General features: G+C 44.1%; 15 protein-coding genes. 1 reads left to right on the top strand and 14 read right to left on the bottom strand.

Going from position 1 to position 12,895, the window contains the following annotated elements:
- Positions 1-445: 445 nt before the first annotated feature.
- Positions 446-1,930 carry a DUF1846 domain-containing protein gene (locus ACESR9_RS03625; protein WP_003009791.1) on the top strand — a complete coding sequence of 495 codons (1,485 nt, stop codon included), beginning with the start codon at positions 446-448 and terminating at the stop codon, positions 1,928-1,930.
- Positions 1,931-2,267: 337 nt separating this feature from the next.
- On the opposite strand, the gene folK is transcribed toward ACESR9_RS03625, so the two are convergent.
- The 14 genes from folK to comGA form a co-directional block, all read right to left on the bottom strand.
- On the bottom strand, positions 2,268-3,077 hold the full coding sequence (gene folK / locus ACESR9_RS03620; RefSeq protein ID WP_070586319.1) for a 2-amino-4-hydroxy-6-hydroxymethyldihydropteridine diphosphokinase: 810 nt from the start codon (positions 3,075-3,077) through the stop codon (positions 2,268-2,270).
- 25 nt (positions 3,078-3,102) lie between these two features.
- Complete coding sequence (gene folE / locus ACESR9_RS03615) at positions 3,103-3,657, bottom strand: GTP cyclohydrolase I FolE (protein ID WP_003019101.1); 555 nt, start codon at positions 3,655-3,657, stop codon at positions 3,103-3,105.
- An 8-nt stretch (positions 3,658-3,665) separates the two neighbouring features.
- Positions 3,666-4,976, bottom strand: coding sequence for a bifunctional folylpolyglutamate synthase/dihydrofolate synthase (locus tag ACESR9_RS03610; protein ID WP_373105606.1), 1,311 nt, complete (start codon positions 4,974-4,976; stop codon positions 3,666-3,668).
- On the bottom strand, positions 4,977-5,927 hold the full coding sequence (folP, locus tag ACESR9_RS03605) for a dihydropteroate synthase (RefSeq protein ID WP_373105604.1): 951 nt from the start codon (positions 5,925-5,927) through the stop codon (positions 4,977-4,979).
- Positions 5,928-6,089: 162 nt separating this feature from the next.
- Entirely contained in the window at positions 6,090-6,821 is a 732-nt protein-coding gene (locus ACESR9_RS03600) for a CPBP family intramembrane glutamic endopeptidase (protein WP_373105601.1), read from the bottom strand.
- A 72-nt stretch (positions 6,822-6,893) separates the two neighbouring features.
- Entirely contained in the window at positions 6,894-8,087 is a 1,194-nt protein-coding gene (locus tag ACESR9_RS03595) for an acetate kinase (protein WP_373105600.1), read from the bottom strand.
- Positions 8,088-8,138: 51 nt separating this feature from the next.
- On the bottom strand, positions 8,139-9,092 hold the full coding sequence (locus ACESR9_RS03590; protein ID WP_373105599.1) for a class I SAM-dependent methyltransferase: 954 nt from the start codon (positions 9,090-9,092) through the stop codon (positions 8,139-8,141).
- 30 nt (positions 9,093-9,122) lie between these two features.
- Positions 9,123-9,581: a competence type IV pilus minor pilin ComGG gene (comGG, locus tag ACESR9_RS03585; RefSeq protein WP_444465322.1), complete on the bottom strand. Its 459-nt coding sequence runs from the start codon at positions 9,579-9,581 to the stop codon at positions 9,123-9,125.
- Entirely contained in the window at positions 9,547-9,999 is a 453-nt protein-coding gene (gene comGF / locus ACESR9_RS03580) for a competence type IV pilus minor pilin ComGF (protein ID WP_049513861.1), read from the bottom strand. Before comGF ends, comGG begins: the two co-directional genes overlap by 35 nt.
- Complete coding sequence (gene comGE, locus ACESR9_RS03575; protein ID WP_368397543.1) at positions 9,989-10,276, bottom strand: competence type IV pilus minor pilin ComGE; 288 nt, start codon at positions 10,274-10,276, stop codon at positions 9,989-9,991. Before comGE ends, comGF begins: the two co-directional genes overlap by 11 nt.
- Positions 10,242-10,646, bottom strand: a complete 405-nt coding sequence (gene comGD, locus ACESR9_RS03570) for a competence type IV pilus minor pilin ComGD (protein WP_368397576.1) — start codon at positions 10,644-10,646, stop codon at positions 10,242-10,244. Before comGD ends, comGE begins: the two co-directional genes overlap by 35 nt.
- On the bottom strand, positions 10,636-10,953 hold the full coding sequence (gene comGC / locus ACESR9_RS03565) for a competence type IV pilus major pilin ComGC (protein ID WP_101770912.1): 318 nt from the start codon (positions 10,951-10,953) through the stop codon (positions 10,636-10,638). The genes comGD and comGC overlap by 11 nt, the downstream gene beginning before the upstream one ends.
- Complete coding sequence (gene comGB, locus ACESR9_RS03560) at positions 10,950-11,981, bottom strand: competence type IV pilus assembly protein ComGB (protein WP_373105736.1); 1,032 nt, start codon at positions 11,979-11,981, stop codon at positions 10,950-10,952. The genes comGC and comGB overlap by 4 nt, the downstream gene beginning before the upstream one ends.
- The gene (gene comGA, locus ACESR9_RS03555) at positions 11,914-12,855 is read right to left on the bottom strand and encodes a competence type IV pilus ATPase ComGA (RefSeq protein ID WP_373105593.1); all 942 of its coding nucleotides are present in this window, start codon (positions 12,853-12,855) and stop codon (positions 11,914-11,916) included. Before comGA ends, comGB begins: the two co-directional genes overlap by 68 nt.
- Positions 12,856-12,895 lie beyond the last annotated feature (40 nt).

Below are 12,895 nucleotides of genomic sequence, written 5' to 3'. Positions count from 1 at the left end.
AACATCGATCTGAAAGCCCCGTAAGGGTCTTTCAGATCGAGGATAAAATCCACTTAAAAACTTTCCTTAGGTGAGTACGGACGTCTGCGAACTTCTCCGAAGTTCCAAGACTAATTATTGAGCCTGAGGTCTCAATAATTCCGAGTGCCTGAAACTGAGTCGTTTCAGGCACTTTTCTCACAGCGGAAAGTTTAAGTGCACCCTGCTATGACCTTAATAGACTACCTCATTTTATTTGTTTAGCATCACTTAGGTCATTTTATGTAAAAAATATGCCTGAACAATCAAATTCTATGATGTCTAACCTCCCCTTAGGAAAGTATCTTAGAATATTTTATCTTCCATCTGTTTTCTGATATAATATGAAAGAATGAAATGGTAGGGAACGGAACACTCATCCTTGGATTTGTGTGACAGACCCTTCCCTTATATACAGGAGTTTTACATGAAAAAACAAGCTTTTAGTTCTGAAAAGTATTTGAACTTGCAACGTGACCACATTATTGAGCGGATCAATCAATTCGATGGCAAGCTCTACCTTGAATTTGGTGGTAAGATGTTAGAAGACTTCCACGCTGCTCGTGTCCTCCCTGGATACGAACCAGACAATAAGATCAAGCTGCTCCAAGAATTGCGCGACCAGGTGGAAATTGTCATTGCCATCAATGCCAACAACATTGAGCACTCAAAAGCCCGTGGGGATCTAGGAATTTCTTATGACCAAGAAGTGCTACGCTTGATCGACAAATTCAATGAATTGGGGATCTTTGTAGGCTCTGTCGTCATCACCCAATATGCTGGACAAGCTGCAGCAGATGCCTTTCGCAAACAACTAGACAAGAGCGGGATCGCCTCTTATCTCCACTATCCGATCAAGGGCTATCCGACCGATATGGACCACATCATCTCTCCTGAAGGGATGGGGAAAAATGACTACATCAAAACTAGCCGCAATTTGGTCGTTGTGACAGCTCCTGGACCTGGTTCTGGTAAGCTGGCAACGTGTATGTCCAATATGTACCATGACCAATTAAATGGGATCAAATCAGGTTATGCCAAGTTTGAAACCTTCCCAGTATGGAATCTTCCTTTGCACCACCCAGTTAACTTGGCTTATGAAGCAGCGACTGCAGATCTAGACGATGTCAATATGATCGATCCCTTCCACCTCCAAACCTATGGAGAAACAACGGTCAACTACAACCGCGATATCGAAATCTTCCCTGTCTTGAAGCGCATGTTGGAACGCATCTTAGGAACCTCCCCTTACGCTTCTCCAACAGACATGGGCGTCAACATGGTTGGCTTTGCCATTGTGGACAATGACGCTGCGATTGAAGCTTCCCAACAAGAAATCATCCGTCGCTATTACCAAACCATCTTGGATGTCAAAGCTGAACGTGTCGGTGAAGGAGCCGTCAAGAAGATTGAGCTCTTGATGAATGATTTGGGCATTACTCCAAATGATCGGAAAGTGACCGTGCTTGCCCGCCAAAAAGAAGAAGAAACAGGTGAGCCAGCCTTGGCCCTTGAATTGCCAAACGGCGAGATGGTAACCGGAAAAACCTCTGATCTCTTTGGTCCAACGGCAGCCCTCTTGATCAATGCGATCAAGAAATTGGCGCATATTGATAAAGAAACCAAATTAATCGAGCCAGAATACGTCCAACCTATCCAAGGCTTGAAGATCAATCATTTGGGTAGCCGTAACCCTCGTCTTCACTCGAACGAGATCCTCATTGCCCTTGCCATTACAGCCATGAGCAACGAAGATGCTAAGCTTGCTATGCAAGAATTAGGCAAGTTGAAAGGCAGCGAAGCCCATTCAACCGTGATGCTGACAGACGAAGACAAGAACGTCCTTCGCAAGCTCGGTATCAACGTCACCATGGATCCTGTCTACCAATACGATCGCTTATATCGTAAATAAACTCAGACAAACAAAAACAATCCCTGCTCTAGGAATTGTTCAGATTGAAGACAAAGTCTTCTTAAAAAACTTTCCTTAGGTGAGTACGGACGTCAGCGAACTTCTATGAAGTTCCATGACTAATTATTGAGCCTAAGGTCTCAATAATTCCGAGTGCCTGAAACTGAGTCGTTTCAGGCACTTTTCTCACGGCGGAAAGTTTCAGAATATGATTGAATAACTATAACGAGTATAATTTTTAAAGAATTGATTAAATTTTATTAAAGATTCGTTTCTCTACGCTCTCAACAATCCCTCGAACAGGGATTGTTTTTTATTATGATGCAAAGAAGAGAGACTATTTGACAGCCTCCCATAATTGGCGAATGGGCTTTCTTTGAACAGGGTCCACAAAATGAGGAGCAATTTCATTCAAAGACTCTAGGACAAAGGCACGTTCTGCCACATAAGGATGTGGCAAGATCAAGCTCTGACTGTAACAAATGGTGTCCTCCATATAGAGCAGATCTAGATCGATCACACGTGGCCCCCACTTAACCTCACGAACACGTCCCATTTCCTGCTCAATGGTCAGTAAGGTCTCTAGTAAATCCTCTGGGGTCATCCAGGTTTCAACTTCTGCCACTTGATTCAAAAAGGTGTCCTGCTCCACTCCTCCCCAAGGTTCTGTTTCAATCCTTGTGGATGTCTGAAGAAGGCGAATGCCTCGATCCTTGATTTTTTCTAGCGCCGTCTCTAGTTGCAGTTGTTTATCTCCCATATTGGTGCCAAGCCCAATAAAGGCCCGTTTTTTCTCTCGTTCGATTGTCACCGAACAAGTCTCTAATGGCAAGGGAACAGGAGCCCAAGGTTTTTTCAACTCCAGACGAACTTTTTCTACAAAGGAATAGCTTTCGAAAATCTTTTGTACCAACTGAAATGCCACTGTTTCAATCAGATCGATCTTTTCTGCCTGCATCCACTCGGTCAACTGTTCCGCCAAGATCCCGTAATGGATCGAAGCTTCCAAATCACCTGTGCGGGCAGCACGGGTCATCTCATAATCTACCCATAGGTCTAGGACAAAACGTTGTCCTAATTCTTTTTCTGCTGGAAAAACACCGTGATAGGCGTATACCTCTAAGTCCTTGATCCGTAATTGATCCACTCTGTTCACCTCTTATAGCCAGCCATTAGTGGCCCATGAGTTTATAGGCTTCATTTTTTAAGTCTTTATCTGTCGCAAGCAGTCCACGCGCAGCAGTTGTTACTGTAGCGGTCCCAGGTTTACGGACACCACGCATGTTCATACACATATGCTCTGCTTCTACCCAGACAAGTGCTCCTTGTGCTCCAAGATATTCCATCAAGGCATCTGCGATTTCTACCGTCAAACGTTCCTGAATCTGTGGTTTTTTAGCGTATACTTCGACCGTACGAGCCAGTTTTGAAAGCCCAGCCACACGGCCATTTGGAATGTAGGCAATGTGCACTTTTCCATAAAATGGTAAAAAGTGATGCTCACACATGGAATGGAAGAAGATATCCTTCTCGACCACCATATTGTTATCAATGATTTCAAATGATTTAGACAGGTGCTCTTCTGCTGTCTGCCCCAGTCCTGCAAAGATTTCTTGGTACATCTTGGCAATGCGGGTAGGTGTTTCCTGAAGTCCCTCACGGTTCTCATCTTCACCGACTGCCTCGATGATCATTTTCACTGCTTCTTCAATTTTCTTTGTATCCATATCATCTCCTAGTTGGATTTTTCTGTTTTTAATAAATAAGGTCGTACTTGGCTAAGGAAGTAGAGCGACCCCGTTACAATGAGGAGCTCATCGCCTTCAGCTTGCCAGTTTTGTAGAAACTCTTGCCAGTTGACTTCCTCAAGCTGATGCTTTGTCGCAGCAGCTCTTATCTCTTCTTGAGAACAAGCTCTTGGATCTTCAAAGGTCGTAAGGATCAAGCGACTATTTTCTAGTTCCTGCCACTGAATGAGCATCTCTTCTAAGGCTTTGGTCCGGATGCAGGTAAAAAGAATGGTCTTTTTTTGACTCGGGAACAGTTCTCGAAGACTTGCGATCAAAGGCGCAACGGCATGGGGGTTATGGGCCCCATCTAGCAAGATCATGGGATTTTGCGAGACCACTTCCATCCGACCAGGCCAGACAACCTGACGCAAAGCCTTATCTACCAACTCTTTTGATAAGAGTTCACGCCCTTCTCTTTCAAAAAGTACATCACAGATACTGATAGCAAGAGCTGCATTTCTAGCCTGGTGATGACCTAAGAGCGCTACTTGATAGGGAGTCTTTTCTCTTTTGGAACTGTGATAAGAAAAGGATTGGCCCGATAGACAAGAGGCTTCTAGCTCAACTTGGTAATCTCTGTCATAGGCTGTTATCGGTGCCTGCTCTTGAATCGCAATGCCTTCAATGACTTGGCTGGCTTCTGCTTCTAATTTCCCTAGAACCAGAGGAATTCCTGGCTTAATGATACCTGCCTTTTCACGGGCAATGGAAGCCAGATCTGGCCCAAGAAGAGCAACATGGTCCAAGCCAATCGATGTGATCGCAGTCAGAACGGGCTGGCAGACGTTGGTACTGTCTAGTCGTCCCCCCATACCGACTTCCATAATCACATAATCCAGCTCCTCATTAGCAAAATAATCATAGGCGATCGCCGTCATCACTTCAAATTCCGTCAAACCTTGAAAGATGTCTCTTGATTCTTCAGCTTCCAAGAGCTGTTGGTAGCTATCCAGATAGGTTTGCAGGTCTTGATCGGAAATAGCTTCGCCATTAATGGTGATCTGGTCATTGTAATGGATCAGATAAGGAGAGGTAAAGACTCCAACGCGTAAACCTGCCTGCCTCAAAAGTTGGGACAAGGTAGCAATGGTAGAGCCCTTGCCATTGGTCCCCGCAACATGAATGACCCGACAGTCTAGGTGAGGATTTCCTCTCAACGCCAAGAGAGCTTCCATGCGCTCCAAGCCAAAATGTGGATCCTGCGAACGATAGGCTTCTAGCCAACGAAGATCCAACTGATGTTCTTTTGTCTTCATTTACTTGTATTGTTTTAAATTAGTATCTGCTGCCGCTTGGGCTTGGAAAATGGCTTGGCCCAGACTGGCTGCCATCTTGTGTAGGGGAATATCATGCACCCGCACCACTTCGACTCCTTGACTAGCTGCAATACTCGTCAAATGGCTCGAAGCCAGGTCCCGATTCCAAAAACCAGTCTCCGTTGCAGGATCTGTCTCAAATCCGGCTTCTTCAATAATATTGACCACAAAACGTTTGCGGGAGACCCCTAGAAAGATCGGATAACCTTTTTGGTGGATGGTTTCAAGCTCTTGCAACAAGAGTAAGTTCTCGCGCTTGGTCAAACCAAAGCCGATCCCAGGGTCTAGCATGATACGATCCATCTGAACACCAGCTTCTTTTGCGACCGCAAGCGAGCGGTCAAAGAAGGTCCACATCACGTCTTGAATCGGTTCTTGAGCCATTGTTTGAAGCTCTGCTTCTGTAAAAGCTGGTTCAAAACCAAAAGTTGGAAAAATAGTGGAACTTGGATGATGCGGTCTTGCCATCACTGGATTAAACATGAGCACTGCGCTGGCTTCATACTCTGCAACCACAGTAGCCATCTTAGAATCTCCAAGAAAACCAGTAATATCATTGACAATATCGGCTCCAGCTTCCAGCGCTGCCGCCGCCACCTGGGACTTCCAGGTATCCACTGAAATCAAGACATCACTTTCTTTCCGAATGGCTTCAATCACCGGAACTACGCGGTCAATCTCTTCTTGAATCTCCACATAATGACTACCAGGTCTGGTTGATTCTCCTCCGATATCCAGGATCTGAGCTCCTTCTTGGATCAGTTTTCTCGCCTGCTGCAAGGCTGCATCCACACTCGTATACTTACCGCCATCAGAAAATGAATCCGGAGTGACATTTAAGATCCCACAAAGAAGGGTCCCTTGGCCACTCAGCCATTTATTATCAATCATTTTCGTCCTCCTTTGATTCCCTTCCTACAGCATGATTGCGAACAAAAGAGGCTAGAACAAATGTTCTAAACCTCTGAGTTCATTCTCCATACGGATTGCTTATTTTTTCTGACCTTCTGTACGAAGATTCTGCATCAAAACTCATTGGTACCTACCATTTTATCATAATTTATCATGGAAGAAAACTCTCGATACCGGCAATAAACAAAGGAGGAGTACAGCCGGATAATAATAAGCTAGCGCATTCAAGGTCATATGGAGACAGATGCTATACTCGATCCGCTTGTAGCGATAAGCCACCCAAGTTAAGATCAAGGACATACCTCCGTATGCTACCCATTCCCCCAAGGTACTCGGTCCATGTAAGTAAGTAAAAAAGAGAGCACCAGCTAGGTAACCGATCGGTTCTGCTCCTCGAAAGATCAAACGAGGGATGATGGCCCGACAGAGCAGCTCTTCTAGAATCGGAGCGACAAGGATCACGACCATTCCCATAGCAAGAAAAGGAGCATGAGATTGCAGTTCATTTAGAGCTGCTTGATTTGCCGTCGTACCACCTGCCTCTTGTTTCAACAAGGGATAGGCGAGCAGGTTATTAGCCATCAATAAGAGAAGAAAAAGAAAATTTCTCCCTAGAGCCGGCCAGGTAATCACCCGAACATCTATGTTCTCCAGAGGGCTCATCTTGATGATTCTATAAAAAGCAAAGAGCACCACCACTGTAGCTAAGGCTGTAAAAACAGTAACCGACTCCGCATTCACTCCTTCTTGAAGGGAATAAACCATGGTGATGAGGGGAAATTGGGAGAGAAAGAATAAGGGCACAAAAAGCAGGAGCCAGAGAGCATTCTTACATAATGGGTGCTCTCGAACAAAAGACTGTATTTTTTTCAATGGACAACCTCTTTCTCGTATAAAATAAGAAGACTGGGGCTTTCGCCTCTAGCCTTCTCACTTTATTTCAGTTTACTGATTTTTGAAACGTTCAACGTCACGCGCAATCACCAACTCTTCATCAGTTGGAATAACCAATACCTTCACACGGGAATCGTCTGTGGAAATATCTCCGACAACTCCAAAGACGTTCTTTTCAGGGTCGACCTTGCATCCAAACCAGCTGATCCCATTGATAATAGAAGAACGAACGTTTACTGCATTTTCACCGATCCCTGCTGTAAAAATGATGGCATCTGCACCATTCAAGACAGCTAAGTATTGACCAATGTATTTTTGCAAACGATCGATAAAGATATCGTAAGCCAATTTGGCTTTTTCGTCTCCATTGTGCATCGCTGTATGAATATCCCGCATGTCGCTAGAAGATTCAGAAACACCCAGAAGACCTGATTCACGATTGAAGATGCGGCTGATGTCTTCAGGCTTATTGAAATCCTCTGTATGTTCCATCAAGTAAGGAATAATCGCTGGATCGAGATCCCCTGTCCGCGTTCCCATCATGACGCCACCTAGAGGCGTGAAGCCCATCGATGTATCGACAGAAATTCCCTTATCAACCGCTGTAACAGATACCCCATTTCCGACATGGCAAGTGATCAATTTCAATTCTTCTAACGGTTTTCCAAGAAGTTTAGCAGCTTCACCAGCTACATACTGGTGACTGGTTCCATGAGCGCCATACTTCCGGACCTTATTTTCTGTGTAATATTTGGTTGGAAGAGGGTAACGATAAGCTTTTTCTGGCATGGTTGTATGGAAAGAAGTATCAAATACTACAACACTGGTAATATCTGGACAAATCTCTCTAAAAGCCCGAATCCCAGCTGCATTTGCAGGATTATGAAGAGGTGCCAACAAAGACAATTCTTCTACTTTTCGAAGGACTTCGTCATCTACCAAGGCAGAATCATTGAAGTATTCTCCACCAGCAACGACGCGGTGCCCCACACCTGTAATCTCATCGTAGGATTTGATAATATCAAAGCGAATCAAATCATCCAACAAAATTTTTACAGCTTGTGTATGGTCCTGGATATCTAATACTTGTTTTTCAGAGCGTCCATCAAATTTAACAGTTGAAATAGAATCCTTCAAACCGATCCGTTCAATCAACCCTTTTGCAAGAACAGTTTCTTCTGGCATTTGGTACAATTGCCATTTCAAACTAGAGCTTCCTGCATTAATAGAAATTGTTTTCGACATATATTCACCTCATTAAGCGTTTTCACTTCCTCTATTATATCAGATCTTTGATCAAATTTCACTATCCTTTAACCAGTTTTGGAAACTTTCCATGAAGTGAACCACCTGGTCTTGATCCTGGAGATCGGTAAACGGATAGACAAAGGGCTGAACAGACTCTTCTTCTTGTTTTCGTAGGACGAAAATCGTCTTAGCATAGGCTGGATTTGAAAAAAGAGACTCTGGCAAGATCAGCATGGCCAGGATTTGAGCCTTGTCTTTCAACCAAGCTTTTAAAAGATCACTCTGAGGACTCGTCAAGAGGTTGTTGGGAGCTAAAAAGATAGCCACTCCTTGAGGTTTCAAGTATTTCAGCGCCTGTTCCATCATAAGGTGATGGGCATAAGTATGCCCTTCGGAGCTCGCTACCTGATAGCGCTGTGCAATCGCATCATCTGGATAATAACCAATCGGAAGATCGCTGATGATCAAGTCACTTTCTTTCAAAACTTGTGGACGAACCGCGTCTCCTTGTGCAAAGACAACACTAGACTCCATCACATCTGCGATACTAGCAGATAGGTCAATCAAGAGATCGTCCACTTCCAATCCTAAGTAATCAATCTTGAGACGGCTATTGTTGACAATAGTCTCAGCGAGATTTCCGGTCCCACTTCCCACTTCTAAGACATCCAGTTGGTCGCTTTTGGCCAACTGATCGATCAAAAATGTAATGATAAAACCAATCGCATCTGGGGTGAACTGGTGATTTGCTTGCAAAGGCTCTGTTTGAGCAGCTTTCATAAAAAGGAACTGGTAGGCTCTGCGCCATTCTTCCTTACTTAAACCTAGTTCTTTTAATTTTTGGCTATTATTTTTGACAATGTCTAGATCTGTCTTGCCCTCTAAATACATGGCATTCTGTTCAATTAAGGCGTCATAAAAGTTGGTCGACAATTCATTTTGAATACTTTGAGTGTTTTCCAATAGATAGGTATAGGCTTGTTCAATTTTTTCGAAATTCATGATTTCCTCCGCACCCTATCATACCAAAAATTAGTCTTTTTCGCTATTTTCTGATGGCTCCTTCGTCTCTTTTGGCGTCTCTTCAGAAGGCTTTTCGCTCCCTATCTGCTCTTTATCTTTCTGTGTCTTCTTCTTTTCTTTTTTGCTCTTTCTACTTTCTTTTTCTTCCCTTACAGGAAGAACAAACTCATAGCTTTCTCCATCCATCTTAGCCTGGGCATGAAGAAAAGCAGGATCCTGCTGTAGCTGAACAACTCCAGACTTTAAGTGAATCTCTGATGCCTTCTCATCACCCTTTCCTTTTTCAAGAGCCAATTGTACCAAAGCATAGGCCCGAAGTCGATCTTGACTCGTCTTTAAGATCCGTTTTTCCGCGACCTGACGGTGAAGATAAAACTGAAGCAAGAGACTGAAAATCGCTGCCATCAAAAGGGCGTAGAGCAAGACACCAGCCTTAACTTTTTTCATTTTGCATCGCTGGTACCACATGGTAGACATACTCCCTTTCTAGACCTTCTTCAAAATTCAAACGCAGATGAATCAACTCTCCCTCCTGCCAAATCTGACTAGAGTGAACACCTGAAATCATAGGCTGATAGCCCCTGCCCTTAGCATCTGTTTTTCGAATATCATCTCCTTTAGACTGGCCAATCGCAATTGGTTTTTGATCCTGAATCAAGTAGATATGGTTGTTCTCCACTTTTTCAAAATGACTCCGGTCCAATTCCACCTGCATTTGTTGCTGAAATAAGATCCATTCTTCCTGCTTTTGATGCGCTTGGTAGTCCAATTCAGCATGCAGGAGTTTGGTCAATCCTTGAAAAACCAACACACCCCCACTGAGCACTAAGAGAGCGACCAAGGCCTCGAGCAAGGTAAAGGCCTTAACCCTTCCTTTATTCCACATGCAGTACCACCTTTCCTTGATGATAGACCGTGAGTTGATCGGCATCTTTGTCAACATGAACCTGAATGCCATTAGCCTCCAGATGATTTTGCCCTGTCTGAAGCGCCATTTGAGCGACAGATAAGACCTCTACCTCATTGAAATCCGCTAGTCGCTCCTTGCGCGAACGACGGATCTCCCCTAATAATAGGGTCGTAATCATGGCAAATAAACTCAAAGCTACTAGGGATTCTATGAGAATACTAGCGGGAACGGATGCTCTTTTTAATTTTTCCATTTCCAAGCGAAAGCTGATAGGTCACCACTCCTCTCTGTGTCTGAAAGTGAACATTAGCCAGGGATGAATTGCCACCTGCTCGGTCTAAACGAATGGTTTTAGGATCTTGCAAAATGACAGAATTAGGAATTTCCACCGTCTGGTAAGGCGTTTGAATCTTCCTTGCACTCACTTCAACATCCAATTCCGTCTGCCTTGCCAGTGCTATCTTCTGGCTTTCTTGATAGAGGTGTTCAAACTCTGCAAAAAATACTTTTTCCTCCACCTGCTGAAAACTCGTCTTGATCGATCCCGATAAGCCTAGATAGATAAAGCTGACGATCATCAAAGTCAGAAGGGTCTCCACCAAGGTGAAGGCCTTAATCTGCAACCGCACGTGTTTCTCCACTATTTTTTGCATAATAAGCACGGTAGGATTCTGCTTGTTTGTTGGTAATATTTCCATCAGCAATCAGTTTGGCTAGAGTGGCTTGGTCATTGGTATGATTGAGCTCATACAATTCAGCCTGGCTTTCGACCACCTTGACAACGGCTGCATTGCCTGTCTCTTTCACAGAGTCTTTTTGCTTGGTCAAATTCGGCACAAAGAGCAATAGGAGTACACTGATGATCAATAAGACCACCAACATTTCAATAAGCGTAAAAGCTTTTACCTTATATGTTTTTAATTTTTTCATAAATGAACCTCCATATTTTGATAAATCGGCAGCAACATGGCTGCGTAAAGTAAGACAATCACAAGAGCCACAAAGACAAAGACCAAGGGTTGTATCACATTCATGGCCTTGTGGACCCGACGAAAGAAATCTTCCCATGTTTTTTCAGCGTAGATCTCTAGCTCACTTCCAAGCTTTGATTTGACCTCGCCATATTCAATCATGAGCGGCAATTCTTTTTTGAAAAAAGAATATCCCCCGACCGTCTCTGAAAAGGATTGACCGCGGTCTAAAGAAAGAGCTAAGTCTCTTCCAATCTCTTGGAAAAGCTGGGATTTTTGCTTCTGCATCATAGTAAAAATCTGAGACAGCTCCAATCCTTGTCCAATCAGATTGCCCCATTCTCTGGCATAATAGGCTGTCAAATAAGCTTGAATCATGCCTTTCCCGAAAGGAAGATGGGACAAGCTTCTAAAAACTTTGATCTTGCTAGATTTTCGATAATAGAGAAAGCTGAATAAGAAGAGGGCCACTATTCCCGCTACGAGTGCCAAAAAGAGTTGGGGAAAGGAACTGATCAACTGCGTACCAATATTTTGTGCATCCATTTGAGGGAGCAAATAATTGCGCAGGCCTAGCATAATCAAAACTAAAAACCCAAGTAAGATAAGAGGATAAGTGCTAACTTCGATCAACTTTTTCTTGACCTTGCGCATATTCTCCAGATAAGCACTAATTTTCTCCAAGCTCAATGCAAGATTTCCATGGAGCTCAGCGAGAGACAGCTGCGTCGTGACCGCATCTGAAAAACCGATCCCCGTCATCATCTCTGAAAAACTCCGCCCCCGAGAAAGGTCCTCTCGCATCTGCGAAACCAAACGACTCTCCACTAGGTGGGAACGCCCCAGAAAATCGACGATCTCAGACAGATGAAAACCACTCGAATAAAGATTCAAAAACAATTCAATGATTTGCTTTTGTTTAGTGGTAGATAATTTTTTCGGCTTGTGCCTGAGCCAGCTGGATATATCCCGATTGAGCCAAGAGATCCATTTGTTGGTTCCAGCGGCTGGCTGAGTGCTCTTGGTAGTTTTCCGTCGCAAAATCGACCACACCTCCTCCTGCAATTAATCGTTGGTAGCAAATACCTTGTAAAACAATCTTGAGCTCTTCCTCACTCACTCCAAGCTCTAAAAGCCTCTCATAAACACCTCGAACGCTCTTGGCATGAATAGTAGAGAAGACTGTGACCCCTGTCAAACTAGCTCGTACGACTGCACGAGCTGTTTCCTTATCTCGGATTTCCCCAATGATGAGAAGGTCCGGCCGATGACGTAAGGAGAGTTTGATCAGGTTATCATAGGTCATGCCGATCTGGTCGTTCAGCTGAAGCTGTAACATATTATCCTGCTTGATCTCGACAGGATCCTCAATAGACATGACTTGCTGGTCCGCAAAGCGCTCTTGCGCCAAAGCATGCATGAGAGTGGTCTTTCCCGAACCAACAGGGCCCGCAAAGAGATAGAGCCCACGACCAGCTAATTTCTTCTTCAACTCAGGTAGTTGATCAAACCAAAAACGCAATTCGCGTTCCTCATCATGCAAGAGCCGAATAACCAAGCTTTCATAGCCACGATAATCCCCCACCGTCGACAAGCGAATCGATACCAGCCCATCCTCCAGTGGGTAATCACACGACCCTAGCTGGCTCCGCCTTTTTTCTCCCACATTCATGCCTGCCACGAACTTAAAGTGGCTGATCATAGCTGTCATCTCCTCAAAAGGGAAGGATTGTACAAAGCGCCTCTCATCTCCAACCCTCATAAAAACCTGGTACTCCTCTCTCCGAGGAATAAAGTAGAGATCCTGGGCTTCTTCTTTTTTTCCCATACGGATCAATTTTTTTGCAATTTCTTGAACCATAGTTCCTCCTCTCACTTATACTATTCGAAAAAGAAGACAA

Source organism: Streptococcus parasanguinis (assembly GCF_964238605.1).
GTDB lineage: Bacteria > Bacillota > Bacilli > Lactobacillales > Streptococcaceae > Streptococcus > Streptococcus parasanguinis_AJ.
This window is presented reverse-complemented; position numbering and strand designations above follow the sequence as displayed.

Bases quoted from the DNA above. Each gene is read 5' to 3' on its own strand.
- comGF (WP_049513861.1), bottom strand. From the start codon at position 9,999: ATGTGGAATAAAGGAAGGGTTAAGGCCTTTACCTTGCTCGAGGCCTTG.
- folP (WP_373105604.1), bottom strand. From the start codon at position 5,927: ATGATTGATAATAAATGGCTGAGTGGCCAAGGGACCCTTCTTTGTGGG.
- ACESR9_RS03590 (WP_373105599.1), bottom strand. From the start codon at position 9,092: ATGAATTTCGAAAAAATTGAACAAGCCTATACCTATCTATTGGAAAAC.
- ACESR9_RS03610 (WP_373105606.1), bottom strand. From the start codon at position 4,976: ATGAAGACAAAAGAACATCAGTTGGATCTTCGTTGGCTAGAAGCCTAT.
- ACESR9_RS03595 (WP_373105600.1), bottom strand. From the start codon at position 8,087: ATGTCGAAAACAATTTCTATTAATGCAGGAAGCTCTAGTTTGAAATGG.
- comGA (WP_373105593.1), bottom strand. From the start codon at position 12,855: ATGGTTCAAGAAATTGCAAAAAAATTGATCCGTATGGGAAAAAAAGAA.
- comGG (WP_444465322.1), bottom strand. From the start codon at position 9,581: ATGTGGTACCAGCGATGCAAAATGAAAAAAGTTAAGGCTGGTGTCTTG.
- ACESR9_RS03625 (WP_003009791.1), top strand. From the start codon at position 446: ATGAAAAAACAAGCTTTTAGTTCTGAAAAGTATTTGAACTTGCAACGT.
- comGE (WP_368397543.1), bottom strand. From the start codon at position 10,276: ATGGAAAAATTAAAAAGAGCATCCGTTCCCGCTAGTATTCTCATAGAA.
- comGC (WP_101770912.1), bottom strand. From the start codon at position 10,953: ATGAAAAAATTAAAAACATATAAGGTAAAAGCTTTTACGCTTATTGAA.
- folE (WP_003019101.1), bottom strand. From the start codon at position 3,657: ATGGATACAAAGAAAATTGAAGAAGCAGTGAAAATGATCATCGAGGCA.